Below are 18,863 nucleotides of genomic sequence, written 5' to 3'. Positions count from 1 at the left end.
CGTGCTGCCGCGAGTCCGTTCAGCAGGCCGTGGCGGAGTCGGCATGACCGGGTGGCCCGCGCCGCCACCGGCGGCGCGGGACGGGCTTGGCGGAGCCGGCGAAACGACGTACGGTGACACCCAACGAACCCACGGGAGCCCGGTGTACCGGGCTGAGAGGGGGGCTGTGAGCCCCCGACCGTCGAACCTGATCCGGGTAATGCCGGCGCAGGGAGGAGTGTTGCCGTGCCGTCCCTGGGACGACTGCATCTGATCACCGACACCCGAGCCGGGCGGGATCCGCTCGCCGTGCTCCGTGCCGTGCTTCCGGTGGCCCACACCCAGCTGGTGGTGCAGGTCCGCGTGGAGGACAGCGCGACCGACCGGCAGGCGTACGAGCTGACCCGGCAGGTGTTGGCCCTCGGTGCGCCGTACGGAGTGCCCTGCCTGGTCAACGACCGACTGCACGTGGCACTGGCCACCGGCGCCGCCGGCGGCCACGTCGGTGCCGACGACCTGCCCGTGGCGGCGGCCCGGGAGGTGCTCGGACCGGCGGCGGTGCTGGGCGCCACCGCGCGGGAACCGGCAACCGCGCTCGCGGCGGTAACCGCCGGGGCGAGCTACCTGGGGGTGGGGCCGTGCCGCGCCACCGCCACCAAGGACGGGCTGCCACCGCCGATCGGTGTGGCAGGTCTCCGGGCGGTGGTCGAGGCGGTCGAGGTGCCGGTGATCGCCATCGGTGGGGTGACGGCGGCGGACGTGCCCGAGTTGCGGGCCGCCGGCGCGTACGGGGTGGCGGTGGTCGGTGCGCTCTCCGGAGCCGCCGATCCCGCCCGCGCCGCCGCCGAGCTGGTTCGGGCGCTGACATGACCGGCCGCCCCGCCACCACCAACGTGGTGTCGCAGCGCCGGCCCGATGTGGCCGTCGTGGGGGGCGGGCCGATCGGGTGGGCGGTCGCCTGGCGGTGCGCGGCGCGCGGGTTGCGCGTGGTCGTGCACGATCCGGCACCCGGGTCGGGCGCCTCGCACGTGGCTGCCGGCATGCTGGCACCGGTCGCCGAGGCGTACTTCGGCGAGCGGGAGCTGACCGCCCTGCTTACCGAGTCGGCCGGCCGCTGGCCCGGGTTCGCCGCCGAACTGACCGAGGTGACCGGCGCCGACATCGGCTACCGGACCGAGGGCACCCTGATGGTCGGGCTGACCGTCGACGACCTCGCCGAGGCACGTCGGCTCTGGGCGTACCAGCAGGAGCTGGGGTTGCCGGTGACGCCGCTGCGCCCGTCGCCGCTGCGCGATCGCGAGCCGGCGCTGGCGCCCCGGGTGCGCGGCGGCGCGCTCGCCGCCACCGACCATCAGGTCGACCCGCGCCGGCTGGTACCGGCGCTGCGGCTGGCGGCGGAGCGGGCGGGAGCGGTGCTGGTCGCCGAGCCGGTGCGCCGGCTGTCCGACGTCACGGCCGGCGCGACGGTGGTCGCCGCCGGCTGCGGCAGCGCGGCCCTGACCGGCCTGCCGGTCCGTCCGGTCAAGGGACAGGTGCTGCGGCTGCGGGCGCCGGATGGCGGGCCGCCAGGCTTTCGGCACGTGATCCGGGGGTACGTCGATGGCGAGCACGTCTACCTGGTGCCGCGCGACAGCGGTGAGGTGGTCGTCGGCGCGACCGTCGAGGAGCGCTCCGACCTGGACGTCTCCGCCGGAGCGGTGCTGCGGCTGCTGCGGGCCGCCGTCGATCTGCTGCCCGAGATCGCCGAGTACGACCTGGTGGAGACGCTGGCGGGGCTGCGCCCCGGCACACCGGACAATGCGCCGATCCTGGGCCCGTTGCCGGGGCACCCGGACGTCCTGGTCGCCACCGGCCACCACCGGCACGGGATTGTGCTGACCCCGGTCACCGCCGACCTGATCACCGATCTGGTCACCGGGGAGGGCAACTCCGACACACTGCTGGCGCCCTTCCGGCCGGACCGGTTCGCCGACCCGCCCGGCGGCCTGGGCGCACCGGTCGCTGGCACTTTTCCGCACTCGACGGAGGAGAACTCGTGGAACTGACGGTGAACGGTGCCGGGCGCAGCCTGCCGGACGGACTGACCGTGGCCGACCTGGTCCGCGACATCACCGGCCAACAGCGCGGTGTCGCGGTGGCGGTCAACGGTGAGGTGGTGCCGCGTACCGGTTGGCCGGCGACGGTGCTGCGCGGCGGCGACCGGGTCGAGGTGCTCAGCGCCGCCCAGGGCGGGTGAGTCGGATGGACAGCGAATCGAGCGCCTTCGAGCTGGGCGGTGTCCGGTTCAACTCCCGGCTGATCCTCGGTACCGGCGGCGCGGCCAACCTGCACGTGCTTGAGCAGGCGATCCGGGCGTCCGGCACCGAGCTGGTCACCCTGGCGCTGCGCCGGGTCGAAACGGTGCCCGGCGGCTCGGGCGGTCTGCTGGACCTGCTCGACCGGTGTGGGGTGCGGCTGTTGCCCAACACCGCCGGCTGCTACACGGCGGGCGAGGCGGTGAAGGTGGCCCGGCTGGCCCGGGACGCGTTCGAGACCGACTGGGTCAAGCTGGAGGTGATCGGCGACGAGCGGACGCTGCTGCCCGACGGGGTGGAACTGCTGCGCGCCGCCGAGGAACTGGTCGACGACGGGTTCACCGTGCTGCCGTACACCTCCGACGACCCGGTGCTGGCACGGCGGCTGGCCGACGTCGGTTGCGCGGCGGTGATGCCGGCCGGCGCGCCGATCGGCTCCGGCCTGGGGATCAACAATCCGCATCACATCCGGCTCATCCGGCAGGACGTGAGCGTGCCGGTGATCCTGGACGCGGGGATCGGCACCGCCTCCGACGCGGCGCTCGCCATGGAGCTGGGCTGTGACGCGGTGCTGCTGGCCAGCGCGGTGACCCGGGCCGCCGACCCGGTGGCGATGGCCACCGCGATGCGGTACGCGATCGCCGCCGGCCGCCTCGCCCACGCCGCCGGTCGCATCCCCCGCCGCTTCCACGCCCTGCCCTCCACCCAAGACGAAGGCCGCCCCCACCTGTGACCGCACAAGCTGATCTCGTGAATCTTGGCCTGGGAGCGCCCCTCCAGGGGCCGGTTCGTACCAAGATCCAAGTGCCCTCGGGGGTCGTGCTGCTGACGGATCGGCGGGTGGCGCGGGGTGGGCTGGTTCGGGTGGTGGCGGCGGCCGTGGCCGGGGGAGTGCGCTGGGTGGTGCTGCGGGAGAGGGATCTGCCGCGCGTCGAACGCCTCGCCCTCGCCGTCGAGCTGCGGTCGATCCTGACCGAGGTCGGCGGAACTCTCCTCGTCGCCGGCCCCGACCCGCTGCTGGGCGACAAGCCAGGCCGCCCGGCCAGCGCCGAGAAAGCCGGCTCCCGCACCTGGGCCGGCGCCACCGGCACCGGCAGCTCCCTGACCGCGCTGCATCTGTCGGCGGCCGGGCCGTATCCACCGCCCCCCGCCGACCTGGTCGGCCGCTCCTGCCATGACCCGGCGGAACTGCGCCGGCTCACCACCGAGGACTACGTGACCCTCTCGCCGGTCTTCCCCACCCGCACCAAGCCCGGCTACGGCCCACCCCTGCTCGCCGCAGGGCTGGCCGAGCTGATCCGGCTGAGCCCGGTGCCCGCGCTGGCCCTCGGCGGCATCGAAACCCCCGACCAGGTACACGCCTGCGTCCAGGCCGGAGCCACCGGAGTGGCAGTCCTCGGCGCCATCATGCGTGCCCACGACCCACAGCAGACGGCAAGCAGCCTGACCGCCCGGAGTGGGCACGGTCGGCCGCAGCCCCCAACAGCAACCACCGAACCCCAGACCAAACATGAGGACATGCCGTGACCCCCACCACCGTGCTGACCGTCGCCGGTTCCGACTCCGGTGGCGGCGCCGGCATCCAGGCCGACCTGAAGGTCTTCGCCGCGCTCGGCGCGTACGGCACGAGCGTGCTGACGGCGGTCACCGCGCAGAACACCCGGGGCGTGGACGCGGTGCTGCCGCTGCCCCCGCGACTGGTCACCGATCAGCTGGACAGCGTGCTGTCGGACTTCGCGGTACGGGCGGTCAAGACCGGGATGCTGGGCACCCCGGCCGTGGCGGCCGCGATCGCCGACGCGGCGGCGGCCGACCGGCTACCGCAACTGGTCGTCGACCCGGTGCTGGTGGCCACCAGCGGACACCAGCTCGGCGTGGTGGAGGCGGTGGAGCGGTTGCTGCCGTACGCCCGGGTGGCCACACCGAACAGCGCGGAGGCCGCCGCCCTCACCGGGGCGGCCGTGACCGACGTGGCGGAGATGACCACGGCGGCGCGGGCCCTGGCGGCCGGCGGACCGGAGTGGGTGATCGTGACCGGCGGCGACGTGGACGCCGGTGCGGAGGCGGTGGACGTGCTGCACGGCCCGGATGGGACGACGGTGCTGCGTGCCCCGCGGGTGCCGACCCGGCACACCCACGGCACCGGTTGCTCGTTCTCGGCGGCCGTGACGGTGCGGCTGGCGCTGGGCGATCCGGTGCCGGTGGCGGTCCGGGCGGCCAAGGAGTACGTGACCCGGGCGCTGACCGGCGCGCGGGACTGGGAGCTGGGCGCGGGCCGTGGACCGATGGACCACTTCGGCTGGTCCGCCTGATCAGGGAGGCTGTCATGCAGGCACGTCGCAAGGTGTACGTCGAGGGATCACGGCCGGACGTCCGGGTGCCGTTCGCGGAGGTGGAGCTGACCGGGGACAACCCGCCGGTACGGCTCTACGACACCTCCGGACCGGGCTCGGATCCAGAGGTCGGGCTGTCGCCGTTGCGGGGACCATGGATCGCCGAGCGGGCCGACGTGGCACCGGTACGCGGTGCCGGAACCCCACTGGCCGGCTCGGACGGCAAGCGGCCGACGCAGCTCGCATATGCCCGTGCCGGTGTCGTCACGCCGGAAATGGAGTTCGTGGCGATCCGCGAGGGGCTGGCGCCGGAATTCGTCCGGGACGAGATCGCGGCCGGGCGGGCCGTGCTGCCGCTCAACGTCAACCACCCGGAGTGTGAGCCGGCGATCATCGGCAAGGCGTTCCTGGTCAAGGTCAACGCGAACATCGGCACCTCGGCGGTGTCCTCGTCGGTGGCCGAGGAGGTGGAGAAGCTGACCTGGGCCACCCGGTGGGGTGCGGACACGGTGATGGACCTGTCCACCGGCAAGCGGATCCACGAGACGCGCGAGGCCATCGTGCGTAACTCGCCGGTGCCGATCGGCACGGTGCCCATCTACCAGGCGCTGGAGAAGGTCGGCGGTGATCCGGTGAAGCTGAGCTGGGAGGTGTTCCGGGACACCGTGATCGAGCAGGCTGAGCAGGGTGTGGACTACATGACGGTGCACGCCGGGGTGCTGCTGCCGTACGTCCCGCTGGCGGTGGACCGGGTGACCGGCATCGTGTCGCGCGGTGGCTCGATCATGGCGGCCTGGTGCCTGGCGCACCACGAGGAGAACTTTCTCTACACCAACTTCCGGGAGCTGTGCGAGATCCTGGCCCGCTACGACGTGACGTTCTCCCTCGGTGACGGCCTGCGGCCCGGGTCGATCGCGGACGCCAACGACGAGGCACAGTTCGCTGAGCTGCGTACCCTCGGCGAGCTGACGAAGATCGCCTGGGAGTACGACGTGCAGGTGATGATCGAGGGTCCGGGGCATGTGCCGATGCACAAGATCAAGGAGAACGTCGATCTTCAGCAGGAGTGGTGCCACGAGGCACCCTTCTACACGCTCGGTCCGCTGACCACCGACATCGCGCCCGCGTACGACCACATCACCTCGGCCATCGGGGCGGCGATGATCGGCATGTTCGGCACCGCGATGCTCTGTTACGTCACGCCGAAGGAACACCTCGGACTGCCCGACCGGGATGACGTGAAGGCCGGGGTGATCGCGTACAAGATCGCGGCGCACGCGGCCGACCTGGCGAAGGGACATCCGGGAGCGCAGGCCTGGGACGACGCGTTGTCGAAGGCGCGGTTCGAGTTCCGCTGGGAGGACCAGTTCAACCTCTCGCTGGACCCGGAGACCGCGCGGTCTTACCACGACGCGACGCTGCCCGCCGAGCCGGCGAAGACCGCACACTTCTGCTCGATGTGCGGGCCGAAGTTCTGCTCCATGAAGATCACCCAGGATCTCAAGGAGTACGCGGCCCGCGGCATGCAGGACAAGTCCGACGAGTTTGTCGCCTCCGGCGGACGGGTCTACCTGCCACTGGCCTGACCGGTCGGGGCGGAGAGCGGGTAAGACTTCAGCGCCTCATGTCGGTGTGACGTGATCATGTCACTCAGACATGGGGCGCTGAAGTCTTACCGCCCCGGCAGGCACCCACGGTGAACGAGCGGTGAGCGGTGGGGTCGACGGCCGCTGGGGTGCGGGCGGGTGCTCAGTGTCGGTGATGCCGCCCGGTCGACCGCAGGGAGCGGCGTGGTCCCTTCGGCGGGTTGGACTCGTCGTCGTCATGTGGCCGGCTGAGCCCGGCGACCCAGTCGACGTACTCCTCATCCTGCGCCGGCAGCGGTTCGTCCTGCTCGGTCGCGGCATTCTCCGCGGACCGGGACCGGCCGCGTCGGAACAGCCCACGCCGGGTCTTCTCCGCTTCGCCGTCGGGCTGGACGTCCTCGGCCCGGACGGCGGGCGGCTTCGTGAAGGCGGCCGTGAGGTCACGGGCGGTGGCCGCCGTCTCGATGGAGACCTCCGGGGTCTCCGGGAGAGCCGCGGTGAGGCCGGATGATTCGGGTGCGGCGGGCTCGGCCGGCGCGCGACCGAGGTCGGGCAGCGCGAGCCGTTGCCGAGGCCGCGGTGCCACCTCGGGCGGTGCCTCCGCCGCCGAGCGGTCTCCGGCATCGTCCGCTGGGGCCTCGGTCTCCATGGTGGTCGGTGCCGCCCGGGGCAGGTCGCTGCCATCGCCCACCGGCGCCGGATCGGTCGCCGCCTCGGGCTCCGGGGTGGTGACCGCGTGCTCGGCATCGTCGCCATCCGGAGCGCTGTCCTGGGGCGCTTCGGTGTCGGTGCCTTCCGAGTCGGCTGCTGGCGCGGCCGCCGGTGGTGCGGTGACGGCGACGGCCTGCTCGGGGGTTACCGCATCGCCGGCGGTCGGCGTGGCCGCGGCGGCGGGCGGGTCGGTGTGCGCGATCGGCCAGTGCCAGTGCGGCGGTGAGCCGTCGGCAGCGGCGCGGGAACCGTCGTCGGGGCGGGTACCGCCGGTCGACCGGTCGGTCTCGGTGCCGTCGTCGATAACGACGACCTGGCCCGCCGAGGTGGCCGCCGCGTCGGCCGAGGACGTGGCCGACGCGGGTAGCGCGGGGGTCGCCGGCAACGGTTGGAGGATGGCGGTCGGCTCGATGGCGGTCCCGCTGGTGGGCGCGGCCCGGTGGGCGAGCCCGCCGGTGAGCGGCCAGGGCAGCAGGGCTGCCGCTGCCGAACCGAGCGCGCCGACCAACACCGCGATCAGCGCCGCATAGTAGGGGGTCAACTGGTACCGGTCACTCGTGTCACCCGGGCCGGCGGCCAGGTAGGCGAAGGCCACCAGTACCGGGCCGGCGATCCCACTGGGCCCACTGACAAGTGGAGGATGCCCCCGCCACCGGGCCGCCGCCGCGGTCGCCGCGCCAGCCAGCAGGGTCACCATCGGCAGGATCAGCAGCGCCAACTGCTGCGCGGTGCCGGCGGCGAGCCAGGCCGGCTCCAGCACGCCGAGGCGCACCGGGGTCAGCGTGCCGCTCGCCCCCAGCGACGGCAGCACGGACAGCAACGCCAGTAGCCAGACCGCTGCGGCCACCGCCGCCATGTTCCAGGCGAAGGGCGGCCGGACCAGCACGGCCAGCGCGGCACCGGCGCCGACCACCGCGCCGAGCCCGGCACAGATCGCCACGGCCCAGACCGGATCGACCGAGATGAGTTCGGCGCTGCGGGCCGGCTGCATGCACAGCGGTGCCACGACCGTGGCGCCGAGAGCGGCGCTGCCCGCCACGGCCAGTTGCCGCGGGGTGCCGGTGAGTTGCCCGCCGTGCCGGGCCAGCCGCTCGGTGAGCACGGCACCGATCACGGCGGCGTTCGTGGCGAACCAGCCGGCCCAGACGAGTTGGGCCGGCCACTGGTTGATGCTCGCGCCGGTGAAGCTTCCGGTGAGCCGCACGATGCCGAAGCCGAAGGCGAGACCGAGCTGACCGGCACCGGCCAGCAGGCTGAGGCCGAAGGCGGTGAACAGTAGTCGGCTCGATGTCCGATGGGCCATGACCGGCACGTTACGGTCCGTTTCCACCAATCGCCACCGGCACGCCGTGGACGGACGTATGACCTGCTCGCGGCGGGTCTACTTGAGCTCGACCAGCCGGGCCAGGTATGTCGTGTCGCCGACGTTCGTGAGCATGTGCACGGCTCCCGGATCGCGATAGACCACCCCGCCGGTCGGTTCGTCGGCGTCGATCCGCACACCGTCGACCGTCTGCACGAGGTTCTTCGCGCCCTGGACGGCCACCACGAGATAGGGGTGGTCGTGCCGGTGCAGCGGCTGGCGCTCACCGGGCTCCAGCCGGATGTGCCAGACCCGGACCCGGTCGTTCTCGAAGACGATCTCCTGTCCGACCGGGCCGAGCACAGGCTCGGAGCCGGACGTGGCAACCTCGGGTGGCGTCTCGGTCATCGGATTCCGTCCAGTCGGGGGAGCACCTCGGCGGCGATCAGTTCCAGGTGGTCCAGGTCGCTGAGGTCGATCAGGCGTAGATGCACCCGGGTGGTGCCGATCGCTGCGAACTCGCCGATCCGGTCGATGAGTTGCTGCGGTGAGCCGACCACCGGATCCTCGGGTGGTAGAGCGCTCTTGACGTGCAGCGGCGCCGCTCGCCGGCGGGCCTCGCTGTCGGTACGCCCAATCGCCACCACGATGCCGGCGGAGAGCGTCAACGGCCGACGTCCGGTGCCGGGGCGATCGACCCGTTGACTCGCCTCCTGGACCCGCTCGTACGCCTCACGGGCCTGTTCGACGCTGGTGAAGGGGACGTTGAACTCGTCGGCGTACCGGGCGGCAAGCTCCGGGGTGCGCTTGGGGCCCCGCCCACCGACGATCACCGGAGGGCCGGGGGTCTGCACCGGTTTGGGCAGAGCCGGCGATTCGGTGAGCCGGTAGTGGTCGCCGACGTAGCTGAAGGTCCCGCCGGACGGGGTGCGCCAGAGGCCGGTGATCACTTCGAGCTGTTCGGCGAGGCGGTCGAAGCGTTCACTGGTGCTGGGGAACGGGATGCCGTACGAGACATGCTCCCGGGCGTACCAGCCGGCACCGATGCCGAGCTCGACCCGCCCGCCACTCATCTGGTCGACCTGGGCCACCATCACGGCCAGCGGGCCGGGTAGCCGGAACGTCGCGGAGGTGACCAGGGTGCCCAGCCGGATCCGGCTGGTTTCCCGAGCGAGCGCCGCCAGGGTCAGCCAGGCGTCGGTCGGGCCGGGTAGCGCCGGTTCGTCGCCCATGGCCTGGTAGTGGTCGGCTCGGAGGAAGGCGTCGAAGCCGCCCTGCTCGGCGAGCCGGGCGAAGCGGAGCTGGTCGTCGTAGGTGGCACCCCGGTGCGGCTCCGTGAAGACGGCCACCCGCATGCTCATCCCGCCACCTCGCTGCGCTCGGCGGCGCGATGAGGCACCATCGCACCGAGCCGAATGATTCGCTCGCTCATCGCGTCACCTCGCTGGGCTCGCTCATCGTCTCCGTGCCAGCTCCCGCCGGCTGGTCGCGTTCCATCAGCAGCTCGTGCAGGTCGGCACTGACCTGGGCGACTTCGGTCAGGTGCGCGTTGCGGCCCAGGGTGCGAGGGCGGGGAATGGTCACCTCGACGACCTTGCGGACGCGGCCGGGGCGCGGGCTGAGCACCACCACCCGGTCGGCGAGCAGCACCGCCTCGTCGATGGAGTGGGTGACGAAGACGACCGTCGCGCCGCTGCGCATGTGCACCCGCTGGAGTTCGCCGGCGAGTTCCTCGCGGGTGAGCGCGTCGAGCGCGGAGAAGGGTTCGTCCATCAGCATGACCCGGGGGTCGCCGATCAGAGACCGGCACAGCGAGACCCGCTGCTGCATGCCACCGGACAGTTCGTGCGGCAGCCGCTTCTCGAAGCCGGAGAGCCCGGCCACGTCGAGCAGGGCACGGGCCCGGTCACGGTGCGCGGCCCGCTTCCAGCCGAAGACCTCCACCGGCAGCAGGACGTTGTCCAGCACGGTGCGCCAGGGCAGCAGGGCCGGCCGCTGGAACAGCATGGCGATGTCCCGGCGCGGTCCGGTGACCGGCCTGCCGTCCACGGTGACCTCGCCGGAGGTGACCGGGATCAGACCGGAGATCAGCCGCAGCAGGGTGGACTTGCCGCACCCGGAGCGGCCGAGCACAGCGACGAACTCACCCTCGGCGACGTCGAGGTTGATGCCCCGCAACGCCTCGACCCGACCGGCGCGGCCGTCGAAGGTGCGGGACACCTCGGAGATTCGGATCATCGCCGACGGGCCTCCCCTGAGTGGATAGTCAGGAACTGGCAAAGGCTATCGGCCCCGGTCCTGTATCGCACCGTCCGGGGTGGACATCACTTTGTATCCGTTCCGCAACCCGGTACGCCTGGCGTCGCAAAGGTGGGGTTCTCGTACGCTGTGCCCGCGAGAGTCCCCCTCGATACGCGGTGTCGGCTTCCATCCGGCTGCCGGTGCCGCCCCGACAACTCCCTTCCGGCGGCCCGACGCCCCGGTTGGAAAGGACAAGGTGCACTGATGAGAAGGCTGACCCGTACGGTCGCCGCGGCCACGATGGCCACCGCGCTCGCCCTGGTCTCCGCGTGCAGCAGCGGCTCGGATGACGCTGACGGCAACGACGTCGGCTCGTCCCTGGAGCAGGTGACCTACCTCACCTCGTTCGGCAACTTCGGGCGCGACGCCTACGCCTGGGTGGCCAAGGAGAAGGGCTACTTCAAGGACGCCGGCTTCGACGTCGAAATCAAGCCGGGGCAGGGCACCGGCGCCGTGATTCAGACGGTCGTCGGCGGTCAGGCGCACTTCGGCCCGATCGACCTGACCGGTGGGCTGCTTCAACTCGGCAACGGTGACGCGAAGGACTTCGTCGCGGTGGCCGCCATCCAGCAGCGCACCATGGCGGCCATCGCCACCGTCGACGACACGGGCATCACCACCCCGAAGGACCTGGAGGGCAAGACTCTCGCCGACACCCCCGGCTCGGTGGTCCGCAACCTCTTCCCGACGTACGCCCGCATGGCCGGCATCGACTACACCAAGGTGAAGTGGGTCAACGGCGAGGCGCAGACCCTGATGGGCACGCTGGCCTCCGGTTCCGTCGACGGCATCGGGCAGTTCGTGGTCGGCCAGCCGACCATCGAGGCGGTCACCAAGAAGAAGGCCGTCCTGCTGCCGTACAGCAACGTGATGCAGGACCTCTACGGCAACGTGCTGATCACCTCCAAGCAGTACGCCAGCGAGAAGCCGGAGCAGGTCAAGCGGTTCACCGAGGCGCTGCTCAAGGGTCTGGAGTACGCCCTGGCGAACCCGCAGGAAGCGGCCGAGATCCTGGCCAAGAACGCCGAGGCGGTCGTGCCCGCCGCCGCTGCCGCCGAGCTGCAGTTGATGGCCGGCTACGTCCGCTCCAGCAACTCCGGCACCGCGCTGGGCACGCTGGACAGCGGCCGGGTCGCCAAGAGCATCGCGATCCTGCGTGGTGCCGGCGCCCTGAAGTCGGACCTCACCCCCGACCAGATCATCGACTTCAACCTGGCGCCGAAGGCCTGAGCCAGTCGGTACCGCACAGAGCACGCCGCACCGCATCGCCGGTGCGGCGTGCTCTGCTCCCCGCTCACCAGAACGCGCTGAACCGCAGGAGGATCCGATGACCGACGTCCGTCCACGGCAGCCGGAGGCTACGCTCGCCCCCGAGCAGTCCCCGGCCGTACCGCGGGGCCGACGGTGGCGAGCGGGCGGCCTGCGCTCGGGTACGACGGCCACCCTGCTACCGGCCGCCGGGCTGCTGGTCGCGCTCGGTCTCTGGTGGCTGGTGGCCCGGCTGGAGCTGATCCATCCGGCCGCCCTGCCGCCCCCCGGTGACGTGCTCACGGCATTCTCCGACCGGCCGGCCCGGCTGCTGGAGCACACCGTCGCCACCACCGGTGAGATCCTGCTCGGCTTCGCACTCTCCGCGGTGGCCGGGGTGCTGATCGGCCTGGCGCTGGCGGCCTCCCGGACGGTCGAGCGGATGTTCACCCCGCTGCTGGTCGCGGTCAACGCCGTTCCGAAGATCACCCTGGGCCCGCTGCTGGTGGTGGCGCTCGGTTGGGGTCAGAAGCCGATCCTCACCATGGTCTTCCTGCTCTGCTTCTTCCCGATCGTGCTCTCCACCGCCACCGGGCTGACCACCACGCCGGCCGAGCTGGCCGAACTGGTGCGGTCCTGGAACGCCTCCCGTTGGCAGACGTTCCGTAAGGTCCGCTTTCCGGCCGCGCTCCCGCAGATCTTCGTGGGGCTGAAGGTCGCCATGCCGCTGGCCGCGATCGGTGCGGTGATCGGTGAGTTCCAGGCCGGTGAGGGTGGCCTCGGCTACGTGATCCAGCAGTACGCCGGCATCGGCGACACCGCCACCGCGTGGGCCGCGATCATCCTCGTCGCCCTGGTCAGCATCCTGCTCTACGCCGCGCTGGTCCTCGTCGAGCGGCGCAGCCTGCCCTGGCTGCGGGAAACCACCTCCACCCGCTGAGGCGCCGTCGGGTGCCCTGCGGCGGTTCAGCTGGCCAGACGCCAGCGGCCGTTGCGGGCGATCAGGGTCGTCAGCGCCTGCGGCATCAGCCCGGAGTGGTTGTCCGGCGTCATCCGGATCGGACCGGACAGGCCGTCCATCTGGGACGTCTCCAGCACGTCGCGGAGGCGGTCCCGGTCGACCTCGCCGACGGGTCCGCCGGCCCGCAGCTCCGCGTCGGCGATCAGCTGGATCGCGTCCGCGGCGAACGAGGCGGAGCCGTGGTAGCCGCCGTACCTGGCGGTGTAGTCCTGGAACCACTGACGGCGCGCGGCCTTCGCGGGGGTGGTCGCGATGACGTCGTCGATCACCATCGTCTGGGTGAAGACCAGGGTGGCCCGTTCCGCCGACCTGGCGGCCGAGCCGAGGAAGAGGTCGCCCGCGGCGGAGGCGTCCAGGAACAGGGAGCCGGTGTAGTCGGCCCGCTTGACCGCGCTGGAGGCGAGCATCGCCTGCTCCGGAGGGGTCCAGATGATCACGGCGTCGGGGTCTGCGGCGACCAACCTGCCGGCCTGCCCGTCCAACTCCGTGTCGGTGCCGCGGGCGGACGCCTCGGTCAGCACCTGGATGCCGACCTTGCCGAACTCGCGGCGCAGGGCCGTTGCGCCCTCCTGGCCGTAGGCGTCGTCGCTGCGAAGGAGGCCGACCGTGTCGATGTTGCGGCGGCGCAGCTCGACGGTGAGCGCCGCAGCGTTGTCGGCGGCGTTGGGGGCCAGTTTGAACATGTAGCGGCGTTCCGCGACCGGGTTCACCACGGCGCCGGCCGCCGCGAGCGCGATGGTCGGGATCCGGTTCTCATTGACCGTACGCACCGCACCGACCGCGCATTCGTTGCAGCCACCCATGACGATGGCGGTGACCCGCTTGTCGTTGCTGAAGTCGACGATGTTCCGCAGTGACTCACTGGCGTCGGAACGGTTGTCCTTCAACAATAGTTCGACCTTACGGCCGTTGAGTGCCCCCGAGGCGTTCAACTGATCCCGCTTCAGTTCCAGGGCCTGCCGGTACGCCTTGCCGACCCCGGCCGCGGCACCGGAGAGCTCCAGGTCGGCGGCGATCACAATCGGGCTTGTGTCCTGCTCCTCCCCGCCGAACTGACAGCCGCCGAGGGTGGTGGCGAGCAGGGTCGACACGAGCGCCGTGGCGGTCGCGGAGCGGAAGGGGGTCAACTCGGTCCTCCTGATGCGGCACGGGCGGGGGGCCCGGTCACCGGCGGCGCATCCGTCCTCTGTGGATAATGAGACGGCTCTGCCGTACCGTGTGCGCGAAGCCTGCAAAACCTTGCCAATGCCGGGCGCTGTGGTCAAGCGGGCCAGCGAAGACGTTTCGGGACGCCGATCCCACATACTGGCGTAACCAAATGTTTTCAAATGCTCACTGTGGCGAGTCGTATGGCCACTCTGGAGTTACATGCCCTGTTCAGGGGCGCTGTGGAAATGTAGGTATTAGTTGACCGCATCACGGGTTGCGTGCCGTCCGACCGTTTCCTGCCCTCCTGCGGCTTCCCAAACACGATCTCGTCTGATGAAATCGCGGCCGTGCCGCGCGTGGCGCCGGCCGTCGCTCCGCGTACGGGTCGGCGGTCCTGGCGGGAAGAAATCGACGGAGGCGATGTCGTGAGCACCGGACCGACGACCCTGCCCGCCCGTGGTGACGCCGCGCAGAAGGACGGCGGTTGGCTGCCCCGGCTGCGCGACGCGCGGATCCGGTCCAAGCTGGCGCTGATTCTGGTCGTTCCCGTGGCGGCGGTCATCGCGCTGGCCACGGTCCGCCTGGTCTCCGTCGGTGAGGGCGCCTACGACGCGAGTCAGTCCCGCGCACTCACGGCGTTGTCCATCGATGTCTCCGCGCTGACGAACGACCTGCACGCCGAACGGATGGCGGCGGCGGCCTACCTCGCCGCACCGCAACAGCGGGCCGACGCGTACAACCTGCGGGTTCGCGAGACCCAGCAGCGGATCGACGAGTACCGCGCGGAGCGGGACCGGGTCGGCGACGCGCCGGCGGCGGTCCGTGACCGGCTCGCGGCCATCGACGCGCACCTGGACACCCTCGACGGAACCCGGCAGGAGGTGCTCGCCCGGGAGCAGATGGAGGTCGCCGAGGCGGTGCTGCGCTACGGCGTGGTCCTCAACGACCTGGTCGCCTACGGCGACGGGCTGGCCCAGTTGCCCGGCGACGAGGAGCTCGGTGACAGCCGCCGAGCGGTCGCCGCCTTCGCCCGGGCGAAGGCGGCCGTCGCCGAGGAGGAGGCGGTCACCTTCACGGCACTGAGTGGCGGCCGGCTGGACAACGAGCAGTTCTCCGCCTTCGTGGCCACCCTCACCGGGCAGCAGGAGGCGCTTGTCGCCTTCTCGCTCGCGGCCGACCCGGTGCAGCGTGCCTTGGTCGAGAGCACCGTTTCCGGTGACGCGGTGGTGCTGGCCGACCGGATCGCCACCGACATCAGCCGGTCGGTCAACCAGCGTGCGCCGTTCACCGCACAGGAAGCCACGGCGGCGATCGGCGCGGTGAACGAGCTGATGCGGTGGGCCGAGATCGAGCTGCAGAGCCGCCTGCTCGCCCAGGCCGAACAGGCCCGCTCCGACGTCATCCGGCAGGCCGTCGTCGAGACCACGCTGGTGCTGCTCACGCTGATCATCGCGGTGACCCTGGCCGTGGTGCTGGCCCGCTCGCTGAACCACTCCCTGCGCCGGCTGCGGGAGGGCGCGCTCTCCGTGGCGAACCACGACCTGCCGGAGGCGGTGCGTCGGCTACAGGGGATGGGCAACGTCAGCGACGGCAGCGTCGACGAGATCGTCCGCGAGGTACGCGACCCGATCCAGCTCAGCAACCGCGACGAGGTGGGCCAGGTCGCCTCGGCCTTCAACGTCGTCCACCGGGAGGCGGTCCGGGTCGCGGCCGAACAGGCGGCCCTGCGGACCAGCGTCTCGGCGATGTTCCTGAACCTGGCCCGACGCAGTCAGACCCTGGTCGACCGCATGATCGGCGAACTGGACGCGATCGAGCGCGGCGAGGAGGATCCGAAGCGGCTCGCGCAGCTCTTCGAGCTCGACCACCTCGCCACCCGAATGCGCCGCAACGACGAGAACCTGCTCGTGCTGGCCGGTGCGGATTCGGCCGTACCGCGCCGCGACGACGCCCTGCTGGTGGACGTGCTGCGGGCCGCGCAGTCCGAGGTGGAGCTTTACAACCGGATCGAGTTCGGCACGGTCGACACCGACGTGTCCGTGGCGGCCCACGCGGTCAACGACGTGGTGCGGCTGGTAGCCGAACTGCTCGACAACGCCACCCGTTTCTCGCCGCCCAACACCACAGTGGTGGCCGACGGGCGGCGGATCCGGGACTACGTGCTCATCCAGATCGAGGACCGGGGCCTCGGCCTCTCCGACGAGCAGCTGGACTCACTCAACCGGCGGCTGGCCGCACCATCCGCCGTCGACGTGGCGGCGTTCCGCCTGATGGGTCTGGCGGTGGTCAGCCGGCTGGCGGCCCGCTACGGCATCCGGGTCGAGCTGCGGCGTAACGTCGAGGGCGGCACTGTCGCGCAGGTCACCCTGCCGGCCGCCACCGTGGTGCTGCCCAGCCTGCGCGGTCGCGACCAGGCGATCACCCGACCCCGGCAGCCGCTCGCGGTCGAGCAGACGCCGCTGGCGTCGGTCGGTCTTGGCGAGGGGGCCGGGGTCACCGGCCGCGGCAACACCGCCACCCTGGTCGACCGGTGGCACAACGGGACTTCCTCCGCCCCGCACTGGCCGGCGACGGAGGCGGCGCCCGCCGACCCGCCACCGGCCCGCACGCCGCCGCCGGCCTTCAACGGATTCAACGCGGGCACGCCGACGGTCGCGCAACCCACCCTCGATCCGCTGCCGAACCGGGGTGCCGGTGACCCGGGTCAGTCCGCGGGGCCCGGCCTGCCGGTGGGGCCGGTCGCGGGTGCGGGGGTCGCCGCGCCCACCAATTTCGCCCCGGCCGCCGGTCAGAAGCCCGGTGGCGGAGATTTCGACGGCTCCGGATTCCGTGGACTGGGCGCCAGCCTGGCCGCCACCGCACCGCCCCCGACGCGTCCGATCACCGTGCCACCCGAGCAGTCTTCCGAGGCACCGATCTTCCGGGAGATGGAGGCGGTCTGGTTCCGGTCGCACGGCAACGACGTCACCACGATCTTCAGCCGGCCACAGTTCGACGAGCCGCCCCCGCAGGCGGCCGCCAGTCCACCGGCGGCTCCGGTCGAGCCGACCAGGGGACGGAGTCCGTTGCCAACGCGTACGCCGGGCGCGGCCGCCGCCGCGACACCCGCCCCGCCACCGTCGTACACTTCCTCGTCCGCCAGCACGGCTGGTCCGGCGCCGAGCGCGCCGCCGACCCCGCCCGCGCCGCCACCGCCGTCCGCGCCACCGCCGTCCACCGGGCCCGAAACCGGTCCCTCGGAGGACGACGCCTGGCGCACGGCGGCCGACGAGGGCTGGTCACGGGCCAGCCGGGCGGCCGAGCCCACCCCCGCCGGTACGACCCGGTCGGGGTTGCCCAAGCGGGTGCCCCAGGCACAGCTCGTGCCCGGTGGCATCGAGCCTCGCGGCGGGCGTGAGCACGGCCGCCGGACCCCCGACGAAGTACGCGGTCTGCTGTCGGCGTATCACCGTGGCGTCCAACGTGGTCGGACGGCCGGCGCCAGTCAGATCAGCACCTCGACCAAGGAGACGAGCCGATGAACAGGCCAGCGGCCATACAGGACATGGGTTGGCTGCTCAGCAACTTCGCCGACAGCGTGGCAGGCATCGCCCACGTGGTGGCGGTGTCCGCGGACGGGCTGTTGCTCGCCTCCTCCCGGGATCTGCCGGCGGACCGGGCGGATCAGCTCGCCGCGATCACCTCCGGCGTGGTGAGCCTGACCGAGGGTGCCGCACGAATGTTCAGCGCCGGCGGTGTGTTGCAGACAGTTATCGAGATGGACAGCGGCTACCTGTTCCTGATGTCCATCAGCGACGGATCGTCGATGGCGGTGCTCGCGGCGCGTAGCTGCGACGTCGGCCAGGTGGGCTACGAGATGGCGTTGCTTGTGGAACGGGTCGGTGCGGCGCTGGTACCGCTGCCCCGGGACGCGGTGCGGTCGTAACGGGTGCGCCGGACCGGCGGGCGGAAGGCAGAGGAGGTGATCGCGGATGGAACGGCAGCGTGACCCACGGGGTGCGCTGGTTCGGCCGTACGCGGTCACCCGGGGCCGGACCGAGCCGTTGCAGGACATCGCGCTGGAAGCGGTGTTGGTGGCCAGTCCCACCCAGATCGCCGAATCACGTTTCGCCGGGCACGACAAGCATCGCATCGCCATGGTCTGCGAGGGCCGGCCCGAGTCGCTTGCGGAAATCGCCGCGTACACCCGGCTACCGCTGGGTGTCGCCCGGGTGCTGGTCGCCGACATGGTGGCCGAGGGCCTGCTGACGCTACAGACGGCCGCTCCCGCCACAGGTTACGAGGAGCGGATGGAAATGCTGGGAAGGGTGCTGAGTGGACTTCGCGAGCTATGACCCCGCCGGGGCCCGCCAGAGCCGGGGAATCATCTCCGCGAAGATCGTCGTCGCGGGTGGCTTCGGTGTCGGCAAGACCACGCTGGTCGGTGCGATCTCCGAGATCACACCGCTGACCACCGAGGCGGTGATGACCTCGGCCGGCGTCGGCATCGACGACCCGTCCAAGGTGCCGGGCAAGGAGACCACCACGGTCGCCATGGACTTCGGCCGAATCACCATGGCACAGGATCTGATCCTGTACCTCTTCGGTACGCCTGGGCAGACCCGGTTCTGGTTCATGTGGGACGAGATCATCCGAGGCGCGGTGGGCGCTGCGGTGCTGGTGGACACCCGCCGGATCACCGACGCGTTCGCCCCGCTGGACTACTTCGAGAACCGAAACCTGCCGTACGTGGTCGCGCTCAACCGGTTCGACGGCGCGCCGCAGTACGAACTGGACGAGGTCCGGGAGGCCCTGGCCATCTCGCCGGACGTGCCGTTGGTGATGACCGACGCCCGTCAGCGCGATTCGGTCAAACGGGTCCTGGTGACAGTTGTCGAACACGCCATGGCGCGACTTCAGGCCGAGCACGACCGGGGTTTCCCGACCCCGGTCGGTTAG

18 protein-coding genes and 1 riboswitch are annotated in these 18,863 nt (G+C 71.7%); of the genes, 13 read left to right on the top strand and 5 right to left on the bottom strand.

Annotation, left to right across the window (positions count from 1 at the left end):
• Positions 1–121: 121 nt before the first annotated feature.
• Positions 122–231, top strand: a riboswitch (TPP riboswitch).
• The 7 genes from thiE (at position 226) to thiC (ending at position 6,192) form a co-directional block, all read left to right on the top strand.
• Complete coding sequence (thiE, locus tag Vse01_RS05615) at positions 226–849, top strand: thiamine phosphate synthase (protein WP_093403644.1); 624 nt, start codon at positions 226–228, stop codon at positions 847–849. Its footprint overlaps the riboswitch before it by 6 nt.
• Complete coding sequence (gene thiO, locus Vse01_RS05610) at positions 846–2,024, top strand: glycine oxidase ThiO (RefSeq protein ID WP_093403645.1); 1,179 nt, start codon at positions 846–848, stop codon at positions 2,022–2,024. The genes thiE and thiO overlap by 4 nt, the downstream gene beginning before the upstream one ends.
• Positions 2,015–2,215, top strand: coding sequence for a sulfur carrier protein ThiS (gene thiS / locus Vse01_RS05605; RefSeq protein ID WP_093403646.1), 201 nt, complete (start codon positions 2,015–2,017; stop codon positions 2,213–2,215). The genes thiO and thiS overlap by 10 nt, the downstream gene beginning before the upstream one ends.
• Before the next feature lie 5 nt (positions 2,216–2,220).
• The gene (locus tag Vse01_RS05600) at positions 2,221–3,006 is read left to right on the top strand and encodes a thiazole synthase (RefSeq protein WP_093403648.1); all 786 of its coding nucleotides are present in this window, start codon (positions 2,221–2,223) and stop codon (positions 3,004–3,006) included.
• Positions 3,007–3,071: 65 nt separating this feature from the next.
• The gene (locus Vse01_RS05595) at positions 3,072–3,800 is read left to right on the top strand and encodes a thiamine phosphate synthase (protein ID WP_093403739.1); all 729 of its coding nucleotides are present in this window, start codon (positions 3,072–3,074) and stop codon (positions 3,798–3,800) included.
• Entirely contained in the window at positions 3,797–4,585 is a 789-nt protein-coding gene (gene thiD, locus Vse01_RS05590; protein WP_093403649.1) for a bifunctional hydroxymethylpyrimidine kinase/phosphomethylpyrimidine kinase, read from the top strand. The genes Vse01_RS05595 and thiD overlap by 4 nt, the downstream gene beginning before the upstream one ends.
• A 14-nt stretch (positions 4,586–4,599) precedes the next feature.
• A complete protein-coding gene (gene thiC, locus Vse01_RS05585) occupies positions 4,600–6,192 on the top strand; it encodes a phosphomethylpyrimidine synthase ThiC (RefSeq protein ID WP_093403650.1) in 1,593 nt (530 codons plus the stop codon).
• A gap of 163 nt (positions 6,193–6,355) precedes the next feature.
• Here thiC and Vse01_RS05580 read toward each other — a convergent pair whose 3' ends face one another.
• The 4 genes from Vse01_RS05580 to Vse01_RS05565 all read right to left on the bottom strand — a co-directional run bounded on the left by Vse01_RS05580 (position 6,356) and on the right by Vse01_RS05565 (position 10,444).
• Positions 6,356–8,206 carry a hypothetical protein gene (locus Vse01_RS05580; protein WP_093403740.1) on the bottom strand — a complete coding sequence of 617 codons (1,851 nt, stop codon included), beginning with the start codon at positions 8,204–8,206 and terminating at the stop codon, positions 6,356–6,358.
• A 78-nt stretch (positions 8,207–8,284) separates the two neighbouring features.
• On the bottom strand, positions 8,285–8,614 hold the full coding sequence (locus Vse01_RS05575) for a cupin domain-containing protein (protein WP_093403652.1): 330 nt from the start codon (positions 8,612–8,614) through the stop codon (positions 8,285–8,287).
• Complete coding sequence (locus Vse01_RS05570) at positions 8,611–9,561, bottom strand: LLM class F420-dependent oxidoreductase (RefSeq protein WP_093403742.1); 951 nt, start codon at positions 9,559–9,561, stop codon at positions 8,611–8,613. The genes Vse01_RS05575 and Vse01_RS05570 overlap by 4 nt, the downstream gene beginning before the upstream one ends.
• A 73-nt stretch (positions 9,562–9,634) precedes the next feature.
• Positions 9,635–10,444, bottom strand: a complete 810-nt coding sequence (locus Vse01_RS05565) for an ABC transporter ATP-binding protein (RefSeq protein ID WP_093403653.1) — start codon at positions 10,442–10,444, stop codon at positions 9,635–9,637.
• A 267-nt stretch (positions 10,445–10,711) separates the two neighbouring features.
• Between Vse01_RS05565 and Vse01_RS05560 the strand changes: the two genes are divergently transcribed.
• Positions 10,712–11,737 carry an ABC transporter substrate-binding protein gene (locus Vse01_RS05560; protein ID WP_093403654.1) on the top strand — a complete coding sequence of 342 codons (1,026 nt, stop codon included), beginning with the start codon at positions 10,712–10,714 and terminating at the stop codon, positions 11,735–11,737.
• A 97-nt stretch (positions 11,738–11,834) separates the two neighbouring features.
• A complete protein-coding gene (locus Vse01_RS05555; protein WP_093403655.1) occupies positions 11,835–12,695 on the top strand; it encodes an ABC transporter permease in 861 nt (286 codons plus the stop codon).
• A gap of 26 nt (positions 12,696–12,721) precedes the next feature.
• Here Vse01_RS05555 and Vse01_RS05550 read toward each other — a convergent pair whose 3' ends face one another.
• Positions 12,722–13,903 (bottom strand): ABC transporter substrate-binding protein, encoded by a 1,182-nt coding sequence (locus Vse01_RS05550; RefSeq protein WP_093403657.1) that lies wholly within the window; start codon positions 13,901–13,903, stop codon positions 12,722–12,724.
• Positions 13,904–14,350: 447 nt separating this feature from the next.
• On the opposite strand from Vse01_RS05550, the gene Vse01_RS05545 reads away from it, so the two are divergent.
• From Vse01_RS05545 to Vse01_RS05530, 4 genes are read left to right on the top strand one after another with little or no spacing between them, the layout of a single operon-like run.
• Positions 14,351–17,446: a sensor histidine kinase gene (locus tag Vse01_RS05545; protein ID WP_093403658.1), complete on the top strand. Its 3,096-nt coding sequence runs from the start codon at positions 14,351–14,353 to the stop codon at positions 17,444–17,446.
• Positions 17,443–17,850: a roadblock/LC7 domain-containing protein gene (locus Vse01_RS05540; protein ID WP_093403659.1), complete on the top strand. Its 408-nt coding sequence runs from the start codon at positions 17,443–17,445 to the stop codon at positions 17,848–17,850. Before Vse01_RS05545 ends, Vse01_RS05540 begins: the two co-directional genes overlap by 4 nt.
• A gap of 46 nt (positions 17,851–17,896) precedes the next feature.
• Positions 17,897–18,259, top strand: coding sequence for a DUF742 domain-containing protein (locus Vse01_RS05535; RefSeq protein ID WP_093403660.1), 363 nt, complete (start codon positions 17,897–17,899; stop codon positions 18,257–18,259).
• Positions 18,240–18,863, top strand: a complete 624-nt coding sequence (locus Vse01_RS05530) for a GTP-binding protein (RefSeq protein WP_093403661.1) — start codon at positions 18,240–18,242, stop codon at positions 18,861–18,863. The genes Vse01_RS05535 and Vse01_RS05530 overlap by 20 nt, the downstream gene beginning before the upstream one ends.

The organism is Micromonospora sediminimaris, from assembly GCF_016863575.1.
GTDB classification, from domain to species: Bacteria; Actinomycetota; Actinomycetes; order Mycobacteriales; family Micromonosporaceae; genus Micromonospora; species Micromonospora sediminimaris.
This window is presented reverse-complemented; position numbering and strand designations above follow the sequence as displayed.

Bases quoted from the DNA above. Each gene is read 5' to 3' on its own strand.
- thiO (WP_093403645.1), top strand. From the start codon at position 846: ATGACCGGCCGCCCCGCCACCACCAACGTGGTGTCGCAGCGCCGGCCC.
- Vse01_RS05600 (WP_093403648.1), top strand. From the start codon at position 2,221: ATGGACAGCGAATCGAGCGCCTTCGAGCTGGGCGGTGTCCGGTTCAAC.
- thiC (WP_093403650.1), top strand. From the start codon at position 4,600: ATGCAGGCACGTCGCAAGGTGTACGTCGAGGGATCACGGCCGGACGTC.
- Vse01_RS05580 (WP_093403740.1), bottom strand. From the start codon at position 8,206: ATGGCCCATCGGACATCGAGCCGACTACTGTTCACCGCCTTCGGCCTC.
- Vse01_RS05575 (WP_093403652.1), bottom strand. From the start codon at position 8,614: ATGACCGAGACGCCACCCGAGGTTGCCACGTCCGGCTCCGAGCCTGTG.
- Vse01_RS05570 (WP_093403742.1), bottom strand. From the start codon at position 9,561: ATGCGGGTGGCCGTCTTCACGGAGCCGCACCGGGGTGCCACCTACGAC.
- Vse01_RS05565 (WP_093403653.1), bottom strand. From the start codon at position 10,444: ATGATCCGAATCTCCGAGGTGTCCCGCACCTTCGACGGCCGCGCCGGT.
- Vse01_RS05560 (WP_093403654.1), top strand. From the start codon at position 10,712: ATGAGAAGGCTGACCCGTACGGTCGCCGCGGCCACGATGGCCACCGCG.
- Vse01_RS05555 (WP_093403655.1), top strand. From the start codon at position 11,835: ATGACCGACGTCCGTCCACGGCAGCCGGAGGCTACGCTCGCCCCCGAG.
- Vse01_RS05540 (WP_093403659.1), top strand. From the start codon at position 17,443: ATGAACAGGCCAGCGGCCATACAGGACATGGGTTGGCTGCTCAGCAAC.
- Vse01_RS05535 (WP_093403660.1), top strand. From the start codon at position 17,897: ATGGAACGGCAGCGTGACCCACGGGGTGCGCTGGTTCGGCCGTACGCG.